At 35.1% G+C, this 20159-nt stretch carries 24 protein-coding genes; 8 read left to right on the forward strand and 16 right to left on the reverse strand.

What is annotated here, in order from left to right:
• The 3 genes from aroE to ACZ5R4_RS03970 are packed head-to-tail and all read right to left on the reverse strand — an operon-like array spanning window position 1 to window position 2480.
• Window positions 1-840, reverse strand: a complete 840-nt coding sequence (gene aroE, locus ACZ5R4_RS03960) for a shikimate dehydrogenase (protein ID WP_109984106.1) — start codon at window positions 838-840, stop codon at window positions 1-3.
• Between the two features lie 21 nt (window positions 841-861).
• On the reverse strand, window positions 862-1962 hold the full coding sequence (gene yqeH, locus ACZ5R4_RS03965) for a ribosome biogenesis GTPase YqeH (RefSeq protein ID WP_109984105.1): 1101 nt from the start codon (window positions 1960-1962) through the stop codon (window positions 862-864).
• 2 nt (window positions 1963-1964) lie between these two features.
• Entirely contained in the window at window positions 1965-2480 is a 516-nt protein-coding gene (locus ACZ5R4_RS03970) for a YqeG family HAD IIIA-type phosphatase (RefSeq protein WP_109984104.1), read from the reverse strand.
• Between the two features lie 526 nt (window positions 2481-3006).
• Here ACZ5R4_RS03970 and sda point away from each other — a divergent pair.
• The 7 genes from sda to mnhG all read left to right on the forward strand — a co-directional run bounded on the left by sda (window position 3007) and on the right by mnhG (window position 8773).
• Window positions 3007-3144 carry a sporulation histidine kinase inhibitor Sda gene (gene sda, locus ACZ5R4_RS03975; protein WP_109984103.1) on the forward strand — a complete coding sequence of 46 codons (138 nt, stop codon included), beginning with the start codon at window positions 3007-3009 and terminating at the stop codon, window positions 3142-3144.
• A 330-nt stretch (window positions 3145-3474) separates the two neighbouring features.
• The gene (locus ACZ5R4_RS03980; protein WP_109984102.1) at window positions 3475-5808 is read left to right on the forward strand and encodes a Na+/H+ antiporter subunit A; all 2334 of its coding nucleotides are present in this window, start codon (window positions 3475-3477) and stop codon (window positions 5806-5808) included.
• The gene (locus ACZ5R4_RS03985; protein ID WP_054787772.1) at window positions 5809-6150 is read left to right on the forward strand and encodes a Na(+)/H(+) antiporter subunit C; all 342 of its coding nucleotides are present in this window, start codon (window positions 5809-5811) and stop codon (window positions 6148-6150) included.
• Window positions 6143-7624 carry a Na+/H+ antiporter subunit D gene (locus tag ACZ5R4_RS03990; protein WP_109984591.1) on the forward strand — a complete coding sequence of 494 codons (1482 nt, stop codon included), beginning with the start codon at window positions 6143-6145 and terminating at the stop codon, window positions 7622-7624. The genes ACZ5R4_RS03985 and ACZ5R4_RS03990 overlap by 8 nt, the downstream gene beginning before the upstream one ends.
• 6 nt (window positions 7625-7630) lie before the next feature.
• Window positions 7631-8107: a Na+/H+ antiporter subunit E gene (locus tag ACZ5R4_RS03995; RefSeq protein ID WP_109984101.1), complete on the forward strand. Its 477-nt coding sequence runs from the start codon at window positions 7631-7633 to the stop codon at window positions 8105-8107.
• The gene (locus tag ACZ5R4_RS04000) at window positions 8104-8418 is read left to right on the forward strand and encodes a Na(+)/H(+) antiporter subunit F1 (RefSeq protein ID WP_054787773.1); all 315 of its coding nucleotides are present in this window, start codon (window positions 8104-8106) and stop codon (window positions 8416-8418) included. The genes ACZ5R4_RS03995 and ACZ5R4_RS04000 overlap by 4 nt, the downstream gene beginning before the upstream one ends.
• Window positions 8399-8773, forward strand: a complete 375-nt coding sequence (mnhG, locus tag ACZ5R4_RS04005; RefSeq protein ID WP_054859209.1) for a monovalent cation/H(+) antiporter subunit G — start codon at window positions 8399-8401, stop codon at window positions 8771-8773. The genes ACZ5R4_RS04000 and mnhG overlap by 20 nt, the downstream gene beginning before the upstream one ends.
• A gap of 35 nt (window positions 8774-8808) precedes the next feature.
• Here mnhG and nagZ read toward each other — a convergent pair whose 3' ends face one another.
• The 9 genes from nagZ to ACZ5R4_RS04050 all read right to left on the reverse strand — a co-directional run bounded on the left by nagZ (window position 8809) and on the right by ACZ5R4_RS04050 (window position 15145).
• A complete protein-coding gene (gene nagZ / locus ACZ5R4_RS04010) occupies window positions 8809-10041 on the reverse strand; it encodes a beta-N-acetylhexosaminidase (protein ID WP_464368087.1) in 1233 nt (410 codons plus the stop codon).
• A 72-nt stretch (window positions 10042-10113) separates the two neighbouring features.
• Window positions 10114-10323: a hypothetical protein gene (locus tag ACZ5R4_RS04015; RefSeq protein ID WP_054787777.1), complete on the reverse strand. Its 210-nt coding sequence runs from the start codon at window positions 10321-10323 to the stop codon at window positions 10114-10116.
• A 151-nt stretch (window positions 10324-10474) separates the two neighbouring features.
• Window positions 10475-10978, reverse strand: coding sequence for a DinB family protein (locus ACZ5R4_RS04020; RefSeq protein WP_054859206.1), 504 nt, complete (start codon window positions 10976-10978; stop codon window positions 10475-10477).
• Between the two features lie 66 nt (window positions 10979-11044).
• Window positions 11045-11341: an antibiotic biosynthesis monooxygenase gene (locus tag ACZ5R4_RS04025; RefSeq protein WP_054787778.1), complete on the reverse strand. Its 297-nt coding sequence runs from the start codon at window positions 11339-11341 to the stop codon at window positions 11045-11047.
• Window positions 11342-11398: 57 nt separating this feature from the next.
• Window positions 11399-11749 (reverse strand): DoxX family protein, encoded by a 351-nt coding sequence (locus ACZ5R4_RS04030; RefSeq protein ID WP_054787779.1) that lies wholly within the window; start codon window positions 11747-11749, stop codon window positions 11399-11401.
• Between the two features lie 21 nt (window positions 11750-11770).
• Window positions 11771-12445, reverse strand: a complete 675-nt coding sequence (locus tag ACZ5R4_RS04035) for an ABC transporter permease (RefSeq protein WP_464368088.1) — start codon at window positions 12443-12445, stop codon at window positions 11771-11773.
• Window positions 12438-13361: an ATP-binding cassette domain-containing protein gene (locus ACZ5R4_RS04040; protein WP_054859205.1), complete on the reverse strand. Its 924-nt coding sequence runs from the start codon at window positions 13359-13361 to the stop codon at window positions 12438-12440. Before ACZ5R4_RS04040 ends, ACZ5R4_RS04035 begins: the two co-directional genes overlap by 8 nt.
• 149 nt (window positions 13362-13510) lie before the next feature.
• Window positions 13511-14446 (reverse strand): sensor histidine kinase, encoded by a 936-nt coding sequence (locus tag ACZ5R4_RS04045; RefSeq protein WP_464368089.1) that lies wholly within the window; start codon window positions 14444-14446, stop codon window positions 13511-13513.
• Window positions 14447-14449: 3 nt separating this feature from the next.
• Window positions 14450-15145, reverse strand: a complete 696-nt coding sequence (locus ACZ5R4_RS04050; RefSeq protein ID WP_109984590.1) for a response regulator transcription factor — start codon at window positions 15143-15145, stop codon at window positions 14450-14452.
• Between the two features lie 231 nt (window positions 15146-15376).
• Here ACZ5R4_RS04050 and sigK point away from each other — a divergent pair, with 231 nt between their 5' ends.
• Window positions 15377-16078, forward strand: coding sequence for an RNA polymerase sporulation sigma factor SigK (gene sigK / locus ACZ5R4_RS04055; protein ID WP_054859204.1), 702 nt, complete (start codon window positions 15377-15379; stop codon window positions 16076-16078).
• Between the two features lie 49 nt (window positions 16079-16127).
• Here the strand turns inward: sigK and mtnN are convergent, their stop codons facing one another.
• From mtnN to ACZ5R4_RS04075, 4 genes are all read right to left on the reverse strand, one after another.
• On the reverse strand, window positions 16128-16820 hold the full coding sequence (gene mtnN / locus ACZ5R4_RS04060) for a 5'-methylthioadenosine/S-adenosylhomocysteine nucleosidase (protein ID WP_109984589.1): 693 nt from the start codon (window positions 16818-16820) through the stop codon (window positions 16128-16130).
• Between the two features lie 29 nt (window positions 16821-16849).
• Window positions 16850-17506, reverse strand: a complete 657-nt coding sequence (locus ACZ5R4_RS04065) for a YrrS family protein (protein WP_464368090.1) — start codon at window positions 17504-17506, stop codon at window positions 16850-16852.
• 366 nt (window positions 17507-17872) lie between these two features.
• Window positions 17873-19279, reverse strand: coding sequence for a sensor histidine kinase (locus tag ACZ5R4_RS04070; protein ID WP_464368091.1), 1407 nt, complete (start codon window positions 19277-19279; stop codon window positions 17873-17875).
• Window positions 19280-19993 carry a response regulator transcription factor gene (locus tag ACZ5R4_RS04075; RefSeq protein ID WP_464368092.1) on the reverse strand — a complete coding sequence of 238 codons (714 nt, stop codon included), beginning with the start codon at window positions 19991-19993 and terminating at the stop codon, window positions 19280-19282.
• Between the last annotated feature and the right edge of the window lie 166 nt (window positions 19994-20159).

The following is a 20159-nucleotide window of genomic DNA, read 5'->3' on the forward strand; positions in this document are numbered from 1 at the left end:
TTATTCACCTCTTAACTTATCTTCCAATTCATCAACAAGATGGGAGACATCTAATTTTTTCCCTGTCCATTTTTCAAAAGCTAGCTGTCCCTGATATAAAAGCATGGCATGACCGTGATGTATCCTCGCACCATGAACCTTTGCATCTTGTAAAATTTTCGTCATAATTGGTTGGTACACGATATCACTAACTACAGTATCTTTTCTTATATTATCTAGTTGGATAATTTGCTCTTGAACTTTTGGTTTCATTCCAACAGAGGTTGTTTGGACAATTAAATCATATTGGGATAAATTTTTTTCAGCAGTGTGAAAGGTTAAAACTTCCGAAGGAGTGAAATCTTTCCCTAATGGTAATAGTTCTTTCGCTTTGTCAAGTGTGCGATTAGCAATATCCACCCTCTTCAACCTTTTCTGTACTAATGCTCGGTAGATACCTCTGGCTGCACCCCCAGCTCCTAATATTAACACAGATGTATCTTTGTTTAAAAGACTAGGAAAACTCTCTATGATGGAACGTACATAGCCTTCCCCATCCGTGCTATACCCCTTCCATTTACCATGTTGATTCACTACTGTATTTACGGCACCTAATATTTCCGCATCCGAGTCTAATTCATCCAAATAATCCAAAACAACTTGTTTATAAGGTATTGTAACATTAAAACCATCTATTTTGTTTTGTTTTAATTGTGTTAACACATCAGGTAATTGGTTTGGATTACCCTCATATAATTTATATTCCCCATTTAAACCAGCTAAATCAATAAATTTTGCATGAATCCATGGAGACAATGAATGGCTTATAGGATGACCAATTAAACCTAGCTTTAAGGTCATATCATTTCCCCTCTCCCTTAATTAAATTAGTGCCTTTCTTATCGATATATGGATACCCTTCGGTACATGAACAGTAATCGTAATACCACCTTCTGGAATCATTACCCAACCAAGCCCCGGAATGACAATATCTGTCCTTTCATGTGGAATTTTGACAGTTTGCTTTACCAGTGGAGGTAAAAGCTCTAAAGATTTAGCACTTGGTGGCTGTAATAATTCTCCAACATGCTTTTCATAAAACTCATCTGCTTGCACTAGTTTCGTACGATGAATCATTAATTGATTGGAGAAATAACCGATAAAGGACTGTTTCATTCCTCTTTCAAAATCGAGTCGCGCAAATCCGCCAAAGAAGAGTGTCTGCTTATCTTGAAGCTGATAAACCTTTGGCTTGATTTCCTTTTTAGGTGTAATTAATTTCAAGTCTTTATCTGTCACGTAATGGACGATTTGAGATCGATTCACTACACCTGGGGTATCAAATAAAGAGGAATGATCATCCAATGGTATTTGAATAAAACCAAGGGTTGTTCCTGGAAAATAAGATGTGGTTATGGCATCTTCCACTCCACTCGAGCGATTGATTAACTGATTAATAAACGTTGATTTACCAACATTTGTACAACCGACCACATATACATCTTGCCCTTTTCGTTTTTCTTCAATTGCTTGTTCTACCTCCTGAAATCCTTGACCTTTTGCAGCTGAAATTAAGAAAACATCCTGAACTTTCAGACCATTATCGCTAGCTGTTTTTTTCATCCAATGGATCAATTTATTTCGATTGGTCGATTTTGGTAGCAAATCTACTTTATTACCTATTAATATAATTGGATTACTTCCAGTTAAGCGTTGTAATCCTGATATAAAGCTTCCATTAAAATCGAATATATCAACAATTTTAACGACGAGACAATTTGTGTCACTTATTTGATGTATCATTCGTAAATAATCATCATCAGTAAATTCTACATCTTGAACTTCATTATAATGCTTAAGCCTAAAGCAGCGCTGACAAATTACATGTTCATTGTTCCATGCACTTTTCGGTAAGTAGCCTGCTTTCTCCTTATTTTCTGACTGTAACTCTACTCCGCAGCCTTCACAATAAATTGCTTTCATGTTTAGTCCTCCCAAGTAATCATGCCTTTTTTGCGCATCCAATTCAATATCCGTCTTTCCATCATCCGATTGAATCTTGTAATCTTTCCATCTGTTTCCACAATTGGTACTACCAGTATCGTATGAAATCCAGCCATATTTCCCCCAAGGACATCTGTCATTAGTTGATCACCAATTACGACAATCTCTTGTTTGGATAGATTCATCTGCTTTGCAGTTCGTTTAAAGGCATGAATTAATGGTTTTCTAGCACTGTATACATAAGGAGCCTCTAACGGCTCAGAAAATACACTGACTCTTTCTCTGTCATTATTTGAAATGATGGTTACTTTAATATCATGTTCCTTCATTTCTTGAAACCAGCTGATTATTTCTGGCGTAGCATCTTTCACATCCCATGCAACAAGAGTATTATCTAAATCGGTAATAATTCCTTTAATCCCCATCTCTTTTAGCTTAGATGGAGTAATATCTAATACTCGTTTTACATGTTCATTTGGTAAAAAGTTCTTTAGCAATGATTGTCCACCTCAATTAAATAATTTCCGTAAAACCTATATCTTTCCTTATGATATACAATTTTAATGATTTGTTCAATTTTGAATCAGGTCCATTCCAAGAAAATCTCATCCGGAATATTTTCCCTACTATACTTCAAAATGTTTTCATTCGTCAAAAAATTTATCATAAATCTTCAAAATATCATTATTTATGAAATGAAGCACTAATTTATACCTGTTCCTCCATCATTTTTTAATAAATCGTTCGACAAATTTCTACACACATTCCTTTGTGGATAACTTTATTCACAAAATCCACACCTCAAAACCTAGATCAATAATACAAACGCACATCTTGTAGATAAGCTGTCCACAAGTTATAAACAGTCATCTGTAGATAAGTTAACACTTGTCCGTTCAACTATTTCATGCTACATTAACCATAATAAATAAAAATAAAAGAGAGAGAATGAAATAGATCGTGGTTAAGGACAAAAGCATGTAAGTGTCAGACTTAGAATGCTATTAAATGGAGGGACACGGTTTGGAAAATTTATCAGATGAATTACTAATTGAGTCTTATAAAAAAGCGAACGAACTACAGCTTAGCTATGAATTCATCCAACTGATGGAAAATGAAATGAAACGGCGTTCACTGATGGATCACTTATACCCTAATTAAGCTTGAGCATCCTATAGCGAAGTTAAGAAACACAAACTGTGTTTCTTTTTTTATTGATTTATATGATCTAATTTATGTTATATAAGCGCCTCATAAAAAACGAGCCTCATAAAAATTTCATTGTTCATCTATTCATGAAAATACTTCGATTAAAAAATATTTTTTCCGTTTAATTTAAATAGGAAGAATCTCGTCATTTCCCTTTCACCAAGCTTAACAGTGAGCACACAACTCTTGTATTACTACACGATTTTAGATTAAAATATACTATAGATACATAATGCATGACATTCTTTTTATAAAAAGAATTACAAGGGGGATCATCAGTAGATGTTATTTGCAGTCTTTTTACCTGCGATATTGGCCATTTTCATACCTTTTTTAAGTAAATGGAAAGAAAAGATACATACTGGCTATTTTGTATTATTAGCACCTTTAGCTATCTTTATTTACTTTGTTCGCTTCATAGGTAAAGATTTCGACACAGTAATGGAACAATATAGCTGGATTCCATCACTTCAGATTGGTATTGATTTCTATCTGGATGGATTAAGTCTTTTGTTTGTTTTACTAATTAGTGGAATCGGAGCATTAGTTACTTTTTATTCCATTTTTTATTTGCATACCTCAGAAAAATTATCACATTTTTATGTTTATTTACTCCTCTTCATGACAGCCATGCTAGGAGTAGTACTGTCTGATAATGTGTTTGTTCTCTACTCTTTCTGGGAGTTAACCTCTATCTCTTCATTCCTATTAATAGGTTATTGGAATTATAAAGAACGATCTAGGTATGGTGCTTTGAAATCCATGCTCATCACCGTTTTTGGTGGATTAAGTATGCTTGGTGGTTTCATCCTACTATCTATTATTACGAATACAACGAGTATCCAAGCAATGATTGAACAAGCAGATGTTATCCTATCTAGTGATTATTTCGGTTGGATATTAGCACTTGTCTTACTAGGTGCGTTTACGAAATCAGCACAATTTCCGTTCCATATTTGGTTACCAGATGCGATGGAAGCACCGACACCAGTTAGTGCTTATCTACACTCAGCAACAATGGTAAAGGCAGGTATTTTTTTAGTTGCCCGCTTTAGTCCGATTTTCGTCATGAGTGATTGGTTTTTTATCTTCGTTAGCGGTATTGGAGTGCTTACATTAGTATGGGGCTCTTTCATGGCTGTCCGACAAACCGATCTGAAAGGTATTCTTGCATTTTCAACGATTAGTCAGCTTGGAATGATCATGACAATGTTGGGATTTGGTACAAAAGCTGCTATTTTTGCAGCTGTTTTCCATATTTTAAATCATGCTACATTTAAAGGTAGTTTGTTCATGATTGCGGGTATTGTCGATCATGAAACAGGTACAAGAGATATTCGCAAGCTTGGTGGTCTCTTCACCTTAATGCCTATATCCGGTACTCTTGCCTTCTTTGGTACATTTTCAATGGCTGGTGTTCCATTACCGTTTTTGAACGGTTTTTACAGTAAGGAGAAATTCTTCGATTCATCCTTACACCTGAATGAATATACATCGGAATTAGCGAACCTATTAAGTAACGCCATTCCATACTTAGCGGTATTTGGAAGTATATTTACATTTGTTTACTCCATGTATCTTGTGTTTGGAACATTTCTAGGAAAGAAACAGTTTGATCAGCTTCCCAAAAAACCTCATGAAGCACCATTCGGTATGCTAATCTCTCCTATTATTTTAGTATTAGGAATTGTGGTTATCGGGCTAGCACCATTTCTATTCAATGAAACCATTCTAGCACATGCAGCTGAAGCGATTTACGGAGAACCAGTAAAAGCACATATCCAATTCTGGCATGGACTCATTCCAGCATTTTATATGTCTTTAGCCGTTGTTGGCTTTGGTATCGTCTTAACCATCTCAAGAAAAGGATGGCAATCGATTTACCGTTTCATACCTGGAAAGCTAAGCCTAAACAAGGCATATGACTTCATTTTGGCACAGCTAGAAAATAGTTCAGCCAAAATTACGAATACGTACATGAATGGATCGTTAAGAAGATATATGGTGCTTATTCTTTTAACGATTGTTATCTGTTGCTTTACCGCACTTGGTCTAACGAACGGCTTTGCTTGGGATACAAGTAATCTTGCCCCTATTACGGTGCCTGAAATCTTAATCGCACTTGCCATGGCTACCGCTGCGATTGCAACTATATTTACTAATAACAAAATCGCTGCAATCTTAATTTTAGGTGTGGTAGGTTACGGACTTTCGTTGTTATTCGTTGTCTATAAAGCACCAGACCTTGCGCTAACGCAGCTTGTAGTGGAGACCATAACAGTAGCACTATTCCTACTATGCTTCTATCATCTACCTAATTTAACCGAACGCATTGAGTCTAAGGCGGTTAAATCAATGAATGTATTGATCTCGCTTGGTTTTGGAGTTTTGATGACTGTTGTTGCTATTTCAGCACATAATACGAAGCTATTTGACACTATTTCCGAATACTTTATTGAGACCTCCCACGACCTAGGGGGCGGAGATAATGTTGTCAATGTCATTCTTGTAGATATGCGTGGTCTTGATACAATGTTTGAAATAGTTGTGCTTGGTATTGCAGCATTAGCTATCTATGGGCTAGTTAAATTACGAAACAAAAAGGGGGCGGAATAAATGGAGATCATCACATCTATCCTTGCAGGCGTCCTTTTTACCACAGGTATCTATAACCTGCTACAAAAACAGCTTTTACGGATTATTATCGGAACTGCATTGATCTCACATGGAGCTCACCTTTTCATTCTAACGATGGGAGAGCTGAAGCAAGGTGCTCCTCCAATTTTAGAGGAAGGTCTGTCTAATTATACAGATCCTTTACCACAAGCATTAATCTTAACCTCGATCGTTATTAGCTTTGGTGTAACAAGTCTCCTGCTTGTGTTAGCTTATAGAGCTTCTAAAGAAAATGGGACAGATAATATGGATCAATTAAGGGGAAACGAAAATGATTACTAATTTAGCAGTATTGCCAATTGTCATACCATTACTAGCAGCTATTATCGCTAGTTTTTTTCCAAAAAAGTTGCGAGTTGTACGTATTTTTACCCAAGTAATGATGGTAATCAATGTACTCGTAACAGCTGGGGCACTATGGTATGTCCAGCAAAATGGAACAGTTGTTTTAGAGGCTGGGGATTGGATGGCGCCATTTGGTATCGTGCTTGTTGCAGATATGTTATCCATTAGTCTTGTTTTAACAACGAATATTATTGGAGTAGCTTGTGCATTCTATGCTCCGAAATCCTTAAGTCAAAAACAAGAAGAATTTTATTTCTATACTTTTTTCTTCTTGTTAATCACAGGTGTTTCTGGTGCCTTTATAACTGGAGACCTCTTTAACCTATTTGTTTTCTTCGAGGTTCTGTTGATGGCATCTTATGGTTTAATTGTATTAGGTGGAGAAAAAATTCAGCTGCGAGAATCTATCAAATATGTATTGATTAATTTGTTTTCCTCCATGCTTTTTGTAACTACCGTTGCTTTCCTATATTCTGTTGTAGGAACAGTAAATATGGCGCAAATTGCAGAACGGGTTGGAGAGGTGGAACAAAAAGGAATCCTAACAACAATTGGGATGCTTCTATTTTTTGTATTTGCAACGAAAGCGGCCCTTTTTCCACTCTATTATTGGTTACCAAAATCATATATTGTTCCAAATCCAGTTGTTTCCGCACTATTTGGAGCATTATTAACAAAGGTTGGAATTTATTCGATTATTCGCGTATTCACACTTATTTTCGTATATGAGACATCCTTTACCCACGATCTTTTTATCTGGATAGCCGGTTTATCACTTATTTTCGGTGTGATTGGTGCCTTATCAACGAATAATATAAAGCTTATTATTGCTTATAATATTATCCCAGCTATTGGTTTTATATTAATCGGAATTGGCGTGTTCAATGAAACAGGATTTAGTGGCTCAGTGTTCTATTTAGTACATGACATGATCATTAAGGCCGCCTTATTCTTATTAGTTGGGGCCGTGGCCTATTTAGCTGGAACAAGCGACCTTCGTAAAATCCATGGATTTATCCACTATTACCCAGGATTAGGCTGGATGTTTTTTATCGCATGTTTCATTTTAGCTGGTATTCCCCCATTTAGTGGATTTATCGGTAAGCTACTATTACTTAAAGGCGCTTTCGAAGAAGGAGAGATCGCAATTGCCATTATTGGCTTAGGTTCTAGCTTGCTAATCCTATTATCTGTTATGCGTATTTTCATCAGAGGGTTCTGGGGAGAAAAGGATCCAAACATCCGACCAAATCGAAGAGTAGCACGTGGATTTGTGTTTCCTGTTGCATTGCTTTTGTTCTTCAATGTTCTTCTAGGAGTTGGGGCAGAATGGTTCTATCCAAGTATAGAGTCAATTGGAGAATATCTGATGAACCCAGAAATATATATGGATACTGTTCTAAAGGAGTAAACTAATATGCCACTACAAATTTTATTAAATTTGATCATTGCCGTCATGTGGATGTTTTTAAATGAAAGCTACCATTTCGCCTCTTTTTTAACGGGTTTTATCTTTGGTGCATTGCTTTTATTTATTCTAGGTAGATTTATACCAGATGCATTTTACTTACATCGTGTTTGGAAAATCATCAAGCTAGTACTACTATTTTTGAAAGAATTACTTTTAGCTAATTTGGAGATTGTGAAGTGGGTATACCGTCCCGGTAGAAAATATAATCCAGGAATTTTCGCTATGCCAACCGAATTACGAACAGATTGGGAAATTACTATGCTAACATCTCTTATTAGCCTAACTCCAGGAACGCTATCTGTAGATGTTTCCGAAAGTCATGATGTCATTTATATTCATGCGATGGACATCAATGATAAAGAGGAAGCAATTGACGCTATTAAACATACATTTGAGAAAGCGATAATGGAGGTGACAAGATGAAGGAGCTTTCGTTAATTTTAGAAGATGAGGTTATTCCTATTGTTACGATAATTTGTTTAGTTATTATTAGCATATCCATTGCCTTATTATTGTATCGAGTAATTAAAGGACCTACCAATCCAGATCGTGCTGTAGCACTTGATGCAATTGGAATCAACCTAATGGCAATGGTCGGTCTTGTTGCCGTTCTTACTTATACCACTAAATTGAATGATGTTATTTTACTCATAGGTATCCTTCTCTTTATTGGAACGATCGCTTTAGCAAAATTTCTAGAAAAGGGTGTTATCATTGACAGAAAGCATAATTGAGGTCATACTAGCTTGTCTAGTTATTTTGTTACTTATATTCGGTACATTTTTTATTTTTTCTGCAACGATTGGTGTCATTCGCTTTCCTGATATTTTCACAAGACTACATGCTGCTACTAAAGCTTCTACCCTTGGTATTGCAGGGATTTTAATCGGTGCTTTTATCTTTTTATATGCACGACACGATATCGTAAGTGGTAAGCTAATACTTGGTATTATTTTTACCTTGTTGACGGCACCTGTTTCTGCTCATATGATCGGTCGTGCAGCACATATGTCGGAAGTGAAGCCATGGTCAAGAGACGGCATCGTTCGCGATGAATATGAAGAAGCCAAACGAGTGGAGAAAAAGTAAGTGGAGAATAGCTTCGGCTTTCTCCTTTTTTACTTTCATTCGAAATATTGGTTCAATATGTTTCGAATGAATTGATTGAGTGTCTCTATATCAATGGATTTCACCTTTTTATCTCTAATGGTATATTTGTTTTTTAGCCCAATGATTCTTCTGACACTCTCATTTATTCTATCCTCTGATATTTCCCCTTTGATTACTGCCTGCTTCAAGGCATCTACAGTGGCAATTATTTTATTATAATCATGTGCAACTAATATAATATCACTTCCCGCCAATACGGATTCAACCGCTGCTTCTTTCATATCATAATTGTTTGTTATAGCATTCATCGTCATGTCATCACTAATTACCACTCCATCGAATGCAAGCTGTTCCCTTAAAATATCTGTTATAACCTTTTTCGACATGGAAGAAGGAAATTTGCCGTCTATTTTTGGTAATAACAGATGAGCGATCATCACAGCATCAGCACCATTATCTATCGCTTCTTTAAAGGGGAGTAGCTCCAATTCATCTAGCTGCTCAAGTGACTTATCCACTACTGGTAGATTCAAATGAGAATCAACAGAAGTATCCCCATGACCTGGGAAATGCTTAATCACGGAAATGACATTTTGAGATTGAATACCTTTCATTGTTTTTATTCCTAGCTTGCTTACAACATCTGTATCATTGCTAAATGATCTATCCCCAATAACAGGGTTATTTGGATTACTGTTTACATCTAAAACAGGAGCAAAATTAAGATTAAATCCAAATGCATTTAACTCCTTTCCTAAAAGGGTGCCAATTTCATAGGAGAACTGCGAATTATTACGTGCTCCAATTTCTTGATTTGTAGGAATATGTATTATCTCCTTTGGTAATCTTGAAACATCTCCTCCTTCTTGATCAATTCCTAACAGAAGTGGCTGAGGGTTATCCTCATTCTCCATTTTTAGTTGATTCAATAATTGGAGGGTTTGCTTAGATGTTTCTATATTTTCAGCATAAAGAATAATTCCTCCGATTTTATACTTATGAATTAATTCCTTCGTTTTTTGATTAGCTGAAGTACCAGAAATTCCAGCAAAAATCATTTGACCGATTTTTTCATCTAAACTCATTTGATTTATTATTGCCTCATCAGTTATATCATGGTTGTGGCCTAATCCCTTCGAATCATCCGACTCATTATTGTGTTCCGTTCGATCATCATTGATAAAATATATTATAGCAATAGTCAAGAGCACCAATAACATGATGACAAAATATATTCTTGAGTGCATTAGATATCCCTTCCTTTTACATTTAATGGTCTCCAAATTACTTTCCACCTTTAACAAAAAAGCACTGTCGAGCTATATTTTCATATACCCGAAGTGCTTTTGTTTAATGTTTCTATTATTCATTGTATTATTCGAAATGATAAGAAGAACATTTAACATTTGACATATTTCCATTGTGTTTATCGGTTTTCGCTTCCCGATTAAACTGTTTTCTAAATTATATTGAGTCAACAAGCTAGCAACTTCAGAGGTTAGTCGTGGGTTATGTCTACCACCATTCATTGTCCTCCTTTATTTGCTTTACGACCAATTTTATCAAGCTTGTTATTTTTTTGTAAACCATCGAAGGAGATTTATGCTTCTATCTAAACAGTCATTTTATCACAGAGTTTGATCATAAGAAAAATGGGGAAAGAATAACTTCCCCCACTTTTCATGAAAAAATATGATAAATATAATCAGTAGGTACACCTTTCTCGCCCTGCTGATGAAGCATTGCCGTAATATTACCTCGATGATAGGTCCCGTGATTAATCACATGATGAAGAATGTCTGCCATGACGAATTCTGTTTTGCCATAACGAGGATGTTCAGCTTTGATTGTTCCCTCTAAATTTTGATGTAGATTCAAAAACTGATAATAATCTTCAGAAAGCTTGTGATATGCTTTTTCTACCGCAGCGATATCTGCTCCTTCAAGCTGTGACTTCTGCTCATCTATTATCTTTAGGACATCATCATAGTGGACACCTTTTAATGTTAATAAATAAATAATATCTGTAACATATAGATGAACCATAACCTCTGAAATAGTCGAAAAAACGCTAGTAATAGGTTGATGAAAAATAGAATCAGGCAATTGCTTTAAGTGCTCAATAACTTGATGGTTTGCCCACACATGGTAATCGTACATCTTCCTAACTCTGCTTGTTTCCATAAGTAAATCTCCCTTCATCCTTATCGTATTAAATATACTCACTATGACATCAACTATGCTAGTTAATCATTGTTGGACAACCTTTTCAAAATGTTCGACGACTGGAAATGGATCATAAAAATGATGAAGTCTTTCTTTCCATTTCTGATAATCTGGTGATTGTCTAAATCCCACCGTATGGTCCTCAAGTGTATCCCATTCCACGACTAACAGATATTTCCCTTTCTTTTCCATGCATCGATGTAATTGATGTGATCGATACCCTTTCATTGATGAGATAATTTTGGAGGCTTCAAGAAATGCGAGTTCATAATCATTCTCTAAACCTTCTTTCACCTGTAGCATTACTGCTTCTAAAATCATTTTAAACTTCTCCCTTTTATCTAATCTTTTCTAGATGACATGTTCATAAGTAATTAATCACATTTTAGCATAGGTTGATATTACGAGCACAATAGCAATAATTAGGAATACTAAAGCTGGAACAGATTTTCCAAATGTATCTTTTACTCTGCTGTGTGCTAAAAAGGCAAAGAACATCGTTACACCTAACCAAATTCCTCCAATTATAGTCATCCATTCTTCCCAAAAACCTATAATTAAGAATATCACTCCTACCAACTGCACCCACCCAGTAACCAACCTAAACCATTGTGGGAGCTGAAGATTCTTAAAAATCTCAACTTGCATTGGATGACCGAATATTTTCTGAACTCCAAGTACTAAAAACAAACAAATTAAAATGCTCTTTAAAACAATAGAAATAACCAATGTTCTACCTCCTAAGAAAAATTATATCTCTCCAAATTTTTCCGCTGTAGTAATAGAAAGAACAATGCTTACTACTCCCAAAATAGTAAGTACAGCAAGAATAAGATCAAAATTTAGATTGATCATACTTACAAAATGTGATTGCATGACGACAATTGCACAGATAACAGTTGGAATAGTTGCCCTTTTGCAAATACCAAAATAAAATAGTGGAACAAAACTCATCAAGGTGATGATCAATGAACGAAATACCATTTGGGAAAAGAATGTGAGCAAATCAAAACTAGTCAGATCACCTTGAATAATTGGATGTACCTGGTCAACTATATACGTGGCAATACCTGTTAACATATAGGAAATCATGGTAAGCAGAAACACAAAGAGTCCAATAAATAAAATCTTCGCTGTAAATAGCTTCTTCCGACTGATTGGATATCTGAAAGCTAGTGAAATTGTTTTGTTTTTATATTCATCAATAAAAACTTGATTGATCAAAGAGCCTCCAAATAAGATAAAGCCCATTTGAATGAACATATTCAATTCAATAACTGTCGCATAGTCCTTACCAAAATCAGGACTAACGGCTTCAATAAAATACACAGGTAAAAACATTAAAATTAGTGGATAAATAACCACTTCCCCCACGATAGATTTTTGCTTTAATTTTTTCCACTCCAAACGCATCAAATTAGTCAATATTACCACCTCCATAGATTTGCTGGTAAAAATAGTCTTCTAATGAGCTTGAGTGTTTTTTCATTTCTTCAATACTTACATCATGCATAATCAGTGTTCTTGATATTTCACTTTGTTTATAGGACATATCATATATGCGAATTTTGTGGTCTTCTATAATTTTCATGTTTGAAATATGAAGTTCATTTTCTAATAAAAAAACAGCCCGCTGAACATTAGTTGGCACAAGCTCTATATAATCAGATCTCCCATTTCGAATATCAGCTAACGTTATCTCATTCAATAATTTACCATCATGAATGACACCTACCCGATCCACAACATGCTCTAACTCTCCTAAAATGTGGCTAGAAAGAAGAAATGTCATTCCATATTCTTTATTTAGCATTCGAATTAAATGACGTATGTCTTTTATACCTATAGGATCTAAGCCGTTAGTTGGCTCATCTAAAATGATTAATTCAGGCTTTGTGATAATCGCTCTTGCAATTCCAAGTCGCTGCTTCATTCCCAGTGAAAACTCTTTTATGATTTGATTATCTATTCCTTGTAAATTCACTAAATGCAATGCTTGTTTTATGTCATTTTCATCATAAAAACCTAGATACTCACAATGCAATTTTAAATTCTGGAATGCTGTTAAATGCTCGAAAAAAACTGGATATTCAATGATACTGCCGACTCTTGCTAGGGATAATTTTGATTTCTCTGTAAGTCGTTCATTGAACAGCAAAACCTCTCCAGTTGTTGGTGAAGTCATTCCTGTAAGCATTTTCATAATTGTCGTTTTACCTGCTCCGTTCTTGCCTAGAAAACCGTAAATCTCACCTTTTTTTATGTGAATATTAATATTTGACACAAGGTCCTTCCCTTTTATTTTTTTTGTTAAGTTATTCGTTTGAACAATATAATCCATGAATGAACCTCCTTCGATACTTCTATCATAATAAACAATCTTGTTTTTTTTCTTTCATATTCCTTACAAATTTCTTAAGTGATAAATGGTGCTATCTTAATACTTTTTTAAGTAAGTAAAGAGACTGTAATTCGGGAGGACGACCATGTTTAATATGTAATTTTTTTAAAAATGCAAGTGAAGATTGTTTTTTCAAAAGGCTTACTATATAAATGGATCTCACCATTCATTGTTTCTACTAAACGTTTCGTAATACTTAGTCCAAGGCCACTCCCTTGAAATTCAGGATTCCTTGCATCATCTAGCGTGTAAAGTCTCTCAAACACTCGATTCAGGTGCACTTCTTCAATACCCTTACCTTTATCCCAGATATCAATTGCAACAGTCTCAAGTTCTTCTCTTATCGTTAGACCTATCACACCCCCATCACTTCCATAACGAATAGCATTCGAAATAAGATTACTGAATATTCGGTTTAATGCACCTTCATTTCCGAGAATATAATGATTTATATTTGGAATATCTACCTCTACACGAAGCCCTTTTGAATGCAATAAATGGTAATACTCTAAAATATTTTTCCTGCAAATTTCATTTATGGATAAACGGCTCATTGGAAGATCCATATCCCCTGACTCTATTTTGACAAGATCAAAAAATTGATTCATCAAATTAATAACACTTAACGTTTTATCATGAAGGCGATGTATTGTTTCATTGTGTTCCTCTTTAGAAATTTTGTCGCTTTTCTTTATTTTCTCAACATAACCTAAAATAACTGTCATGGGAGTTTTTAAATCATGTGACATATTAGATAGCATTTTTCTCAAGCTTTCTTTTGTTCTCTTAAAATCAGCAATTACTCTTTGATTATAACTTAGAAGTCTATTTACTTGTAAAAGTAGATTTCGAACAGTATAATAATTTGTTTGCACTAGTACTTTTTCAGTTGTTTCATTATCTATGATACGAGCTAAATTTTTGTGCAATTCGTTGAGTTCACTTTTTAACTTTTGCCTTGATAAATACTGCCAACCTACCACGATCAATAGTACTGGAATGATTACATATGGTATTATATTCATTTATTACTCTCCTAATTTATAGCCAATTCCCCAAATGGTTTGAATGTATTGAGGTTTAGAAGGATCTTCTTCAATTTTTTCACGAAGTCTACGAATATGAACATTAATGACATTCTCATTACCGTAAAAATCATCTTCCCAAATAAACTGGTAAATTTGTTCTTTTGTAAAGACTCTCGTTTGGTTCGTCATAAATAGCTTTAAAATTTGAAATTCCTTTGAAGTTAGTTGTATATGTTTCCCTTTCACATTTACTGAAAAAGTATCTAAATTGAGTGTAAGTTTGCCAAATTGTATGGAGCCGAAAGTAGTGTCGTTGCTAATGGAAACATATTGTGTAGCTCTTCTAATGGCAGCATTCACTCTTGCAGTTAATTCAAGCATGGAAAAAGGCTTGCTCAAATAATCATCTGCACCAAATCCTAGACCTAACGTTTTATCGATGTCACTTCCTTTAGCTGAAATGATCACCACTGGAACTAAGCTAATTTCTCTCACTTTTTTTAAAAAATCCATCCCATTTAACTTCGGTAGCATGATATCTAGTAAAACTAAATCAATGGCTTCCTTTTCAAAAATTCGAAGTGCTATTTCACCATCGAAGACAGAAAGTACCGAGTAATTTTCTTCTTGTAAGTGACTTGTTATCAGTTCACTAATTTCTTGGTCATCTTCTATTAGCAATATCTTTTTTTGCATAATCACACGTCCAATCATATATGGTAATAACATTATTATACTTTTTAACAGGCTTTTACCAAAGGAATAATTTGATTATTATAACTAATTAGTGATAATTTGCCCTTTTCTACTTTTTAGCGTCCGAAACAATAACACAGGATTACAGTCCACCATAAATCCACTAGCACAATGGACAACATGTCGACATACAATGAAATATGGGCGTATACCTAGTGAGGAGGTGTTAGATTGTCAATCTTGTTCGGTATTATTGCACTTATTAAAGAGGCATTGTTCTTTGTTGCCTATGTTAAAAATAATACCTTTCCACAACCACTTCCACCACAGGAAGAGGCAGAAATGATTGAACGAATGCAACAAGGAGATGATGAGGCACGTAATAAATTAATTGAACATAATCTTCGACTTGTTGCACATATCGTCAAAAAATTTGAAAACACCGGTGAGGACGCTGAGGATTTAATCTCAATCGGTACAATTGGGCTAATTAAAGGAATTGAAAGCTTCTCGAGCGGAAAAGGGACGAAACTAGCTACTTATGCTGCTCGTTGTATCGAAAATGAAATCCTCATGCATTTGCGTGCAATTAAGAAAACCAAAAAAGATGTATCTCTTCATGATCCTATTGGGCAGGATAAAGAAGGAAATGAGATTAGCTTAATGGATATCCTAGAAGCAGAAAATGAAGACATTACCGAAGCGATACAATTGCACATGGAGCTTGAAAAGGTACAAAAATACTTACGTGTATTAGACAGTAGGGAAAAAGAAGTTATAATTGCCAGATTTGGCTTAGGAAATAAAGACGAACTAACACAACGTGAAATTGCGAAAAAGCTCAATATCTCCAGAAGTTATGTCTCTAGAATTGAAAAAAGAGCATTAATGAAAGTATTTCATGAATATTACCGTAATGAATTAAAAAAATAGCAAAGGAAAAAGCAGTAGGATTTCTTTTCCCACTGCTTTTTCCTATTTGTTATGAGCTTTTAATAACATCCATAATTAGATTTGCTGCATTCTCAGCGGCCTTTACTAAAAATGAATCAAAGGAAACAGAAGATTCCTTCCCTGCAATATCAGATAATGCACGAATAATCACAAAAGGTGTTTCATACTGGTAACATACTTGTGCAACAGCTGCAGCTTCCATTTCGGCAGCAATCAGATTAGGAAATTTCTCTCTAACAAAAGACACCTTGTCCTCATCCTGCATAAATGTATCTCCCGTAGAGATAAGACCCTTCATTGCTTGGATTTCTTGAATATTCTTAGCTGCTAGCATGGCTTTTTCCATTAAAATTGGGTCAGATAAAAATCTTTCTGGCATACCTGGTAATTGTCCATATTCATAATCGAATGCTGTAACATCTACATCGTGGTGAACGACCTCAGTGGAAATGACGATATCCCCGACCTCTAAGTCATGATGAAATCCTCCTGCTGACCCAGTATTTATCACATACTCTGGGTGAAATCTTTCAAAAAGAATGGTTGTAGTCATTGCGGCATTGACTTTTCCAATGCCTGATTTTAATAGGACAACCTCTTTTCCCTCCAGCTTACCAATAAAAAAGTGACTATTGGCTATTACGAGATGTTCATCGATTTCCATTTTTGTTTTTAATAATTCTATTTCTTCATCCATTGCTCCAATAATGCCGATCATGATGATCCCTCCCAAAAAGTATCTCTTTGTTATTATTTATGTTTATTCTCTATTAATTGTTCTACTAATGTCGGTTTCCATCCTTCATTTTCGATCCAAGTAAGGTGGACACGATAAGTAGTTTCTTCATCCTTTCTACTTACTGTGTATTCTACCGATTGGTCTCCAGCTCTTCCTACCCACCAAATCGTTTGTTCTTCCGCAGGGATGCCTGTCGCTACTTCGACTGCTTTACTCATTTCCTGACGGTCTACTGAGCCATCATCATAACTTGTCGTATGTGGGCCCTCCTGAACAGTTCCAACGGGATTCCAATTCCCCTCATATGCTTCGGAGACATTTTCATCCTCTGATTCTACGGGGTTTGTTTCTACTTCACCCTCACTATCGGAAGCTTGATCTTCTTGTTGGTTAGGGCTCTCATCCATCTCTTCATTATTTTGATCTTCTGTTCCACTATTATCTTCTTGTTCTTGCTGTTGATCTTGATCTTGTTGCTCTTGTTGTTCGGTTGGTTGATTGTTCTCTTCTTTCTGATCTTTCTCATCATCCCCACCAAAGATGAGCATGAAAATGAGTATGGCGATCAATATAATACCAACAATACTTAGTCCTGTGATTAATTTTGTGTTTTTTCTTTTTTTAACGTATCGATTTTTTCTAGTTTGGCTTTCCCATTCCTCTGACATAGACAAAACCTCCTATTTGCTTATTATACTAGAAGTTTATTTGATACAGCAAATGAATATTATCATGAAAGAAAATACCCACTTATCGAGGATCAGGGCGTAAGTTCATATTCTTTAATAATTTTTGCACGGGGGTTACCAGATGCATACAGTTGCACTATTTATTCCTTAAATTATTTAGATAAGCTTCTTCTCACTCTTCAGGTCTATAAAAACTTCTCGGCTTTTATTTGAACCAAGTCTATCTGACTAACTAACTTGTCCAATTAAGTGTAAACGATTCATATCACGATGACGTTGTAAAAACCAATAATCCTAGAAGTTTCAGGGAATAGAGGATTTAGAGTGCATTTCAAAGGTGATCTTTCATTGCAAATTAAAATTAATCATAATTTCTGTACCCTTTCCTACTTCACTAACTACTGTTATTTCACCTTGATGCTCTTCTATCACATCTTTGGCGATTGCCATTCCTAAACCTGATCCTTTATGTCGTTCACCAGTATTAGTACCTCGGTAATAACGGTCAAATATTCTATCTAATTCTGTTTGGTCAATTCCATTTCCATCATCATTTATTTGAATAGATAGATGATGTTCGTCTACCTTTATACTAACATCAATATTGACTTTTTCTGTATTGTGAACAAGTGCGTTATAGATTAAATTGTTAATCGCTCGCTTTATTAACGTTTGATCTACTTTCATCGGAATATGATCTTGTTTAACATGAAAAGCAATATGGGCGTTTACATATTGTGGATCATTTAAAATATCAATCACACAATTTCGTAACAACGCGACCATATTCGTTTCTTGCTTATTTAAGACTAGTGTATTGTTCTTTAATTTCGTCGTTAAATGCAGATCATCCATAACATCCTTGATATAGGCAGATTTTTGCTCAATTATCCCCGCATATTCATTCATCTCTTCTAATGAGATGTTATAGTCTGGATCTTTCATCAATTCTGCATAACCTTTAATAGAAGATAAAGGTGTTTTAATATCATGAGATATATTTGCTAACCACTCTTCACGCATTTGCTCTGTTTTTTCGCGCGCGCGTTCATTTGCCTTTAACTGCCTGGAGAGAATATTCATATTATAAAAAACTTTTTTATACACGCCATTTGGCCGGTAGTCTACCGAATAATCTTTATTTGCTAATTGTTTAATACCATCGATCACGCGATTAATTGGCTTCATTAGACGTGTACTAAAGATATAACCAATCAATAAGGCAACGATAATATCTATGACTAAAATACCGAGAAACACCTTGATACCTTGAAAAATATTCCGGTTATCAGATGTTAACACAAAGCGATTAATATCGGGGTTTTCCATCCCCATCAAATAGCTGTAGCCGGCTTTTTCTCCGACAAAAACGGTTGTCTGTGCATCGACTTCTTGATATTTGTAATGCTGAATGATATCTGCTGGTGTGTAATGTTGTGGTAAGGTCTCTGGTTCTCTATAACCAGTAATGACTTGTCCATTCTCATCTAACACTTGGATCCATGCATTTTGATCGGTTAACGCCTTTTTACCATCCTGATCAATTTGCACATCGTGATTCTCCACTGTCAGGTAAGATTGAAATTCCCTTGTGAATTGTTCAGCTGATGGTTCATTATCCTGGAAAATAGGTATATCAAACCTTACTTGAATGATTAACAGTGAAAGGACCATAAACATGTTGATAAGAATAACTAGTATGACAATTATTACTGCAGACACTAAATATTCTCCTGTTAACCGCCATTTCATCTATGATTCATCCTCTATTACGAATTTATAACCTAACCCTTTTACCGTAATTAAATAATGAGGGTTAGATGGGTCCTTTTCAATTTTTTCTCTAAGCCGTCTAATGTGCACCATCACCGTATTGTCAGACCCGAAGTAATCTTCTCCCCAAACCGTATCGTATAGCCTTTCTTTACTAACAACCTTATTAACATGTTGCAAAAAATATTTCATTAACCCTAATTCTTTCGGTTTTAGCTCGATTACCTTATCATTTTTCGTTAAGATTGCATTATCCTCATTTAACTCAAAAGGACCAACCTTTATAATCGGTTCTTCACTTTGAGACAGCATGCTATAATCAGCTCTTCTCAGTTGCGCCTTTACTCGGTAAGCGACTTCTTTTACACTAAATGGCTTCGTGATGTAGTCATCTCCACCAATTGCGAATCCAAGGATTCTGTCTACCTCCTCTATTTTGGCAGAAATAAATAGAATAGGCACATTGGATACTTGCCTAATTTGTTTACACACATCATATCCTTCGCCATCAGGTAACATTATATCTAACAAAACAAGGTCTGGATTTGTTTCATGAAATAAGCTCATTCCATCTTCCACGTTCGATGCCGTAACAACTTGTTGGATCCCTTCCTTTTGTAATACTGTCTGTAATAATTTCAATAAATCTTCTTCATCATCTATAATCAACACCGTTTTATTTGGTAAATTCAACTTCACACCCTCCTTGTCTTTCTATTATACAAGACAAATAAAACAAAAAGAAAATCCGAACGAGTTGATTGCTAGTATTACTTCACTGAATCAGCTTGTTCGGATAATCAAATGTTTCATTCATTTACTACTCATTGTTTGCAAATGAAAATCCACTCTGCCAATC

It is taken from the genome of Gracilibacillus sp. JCM 18860, assembly GCF_055395245.1.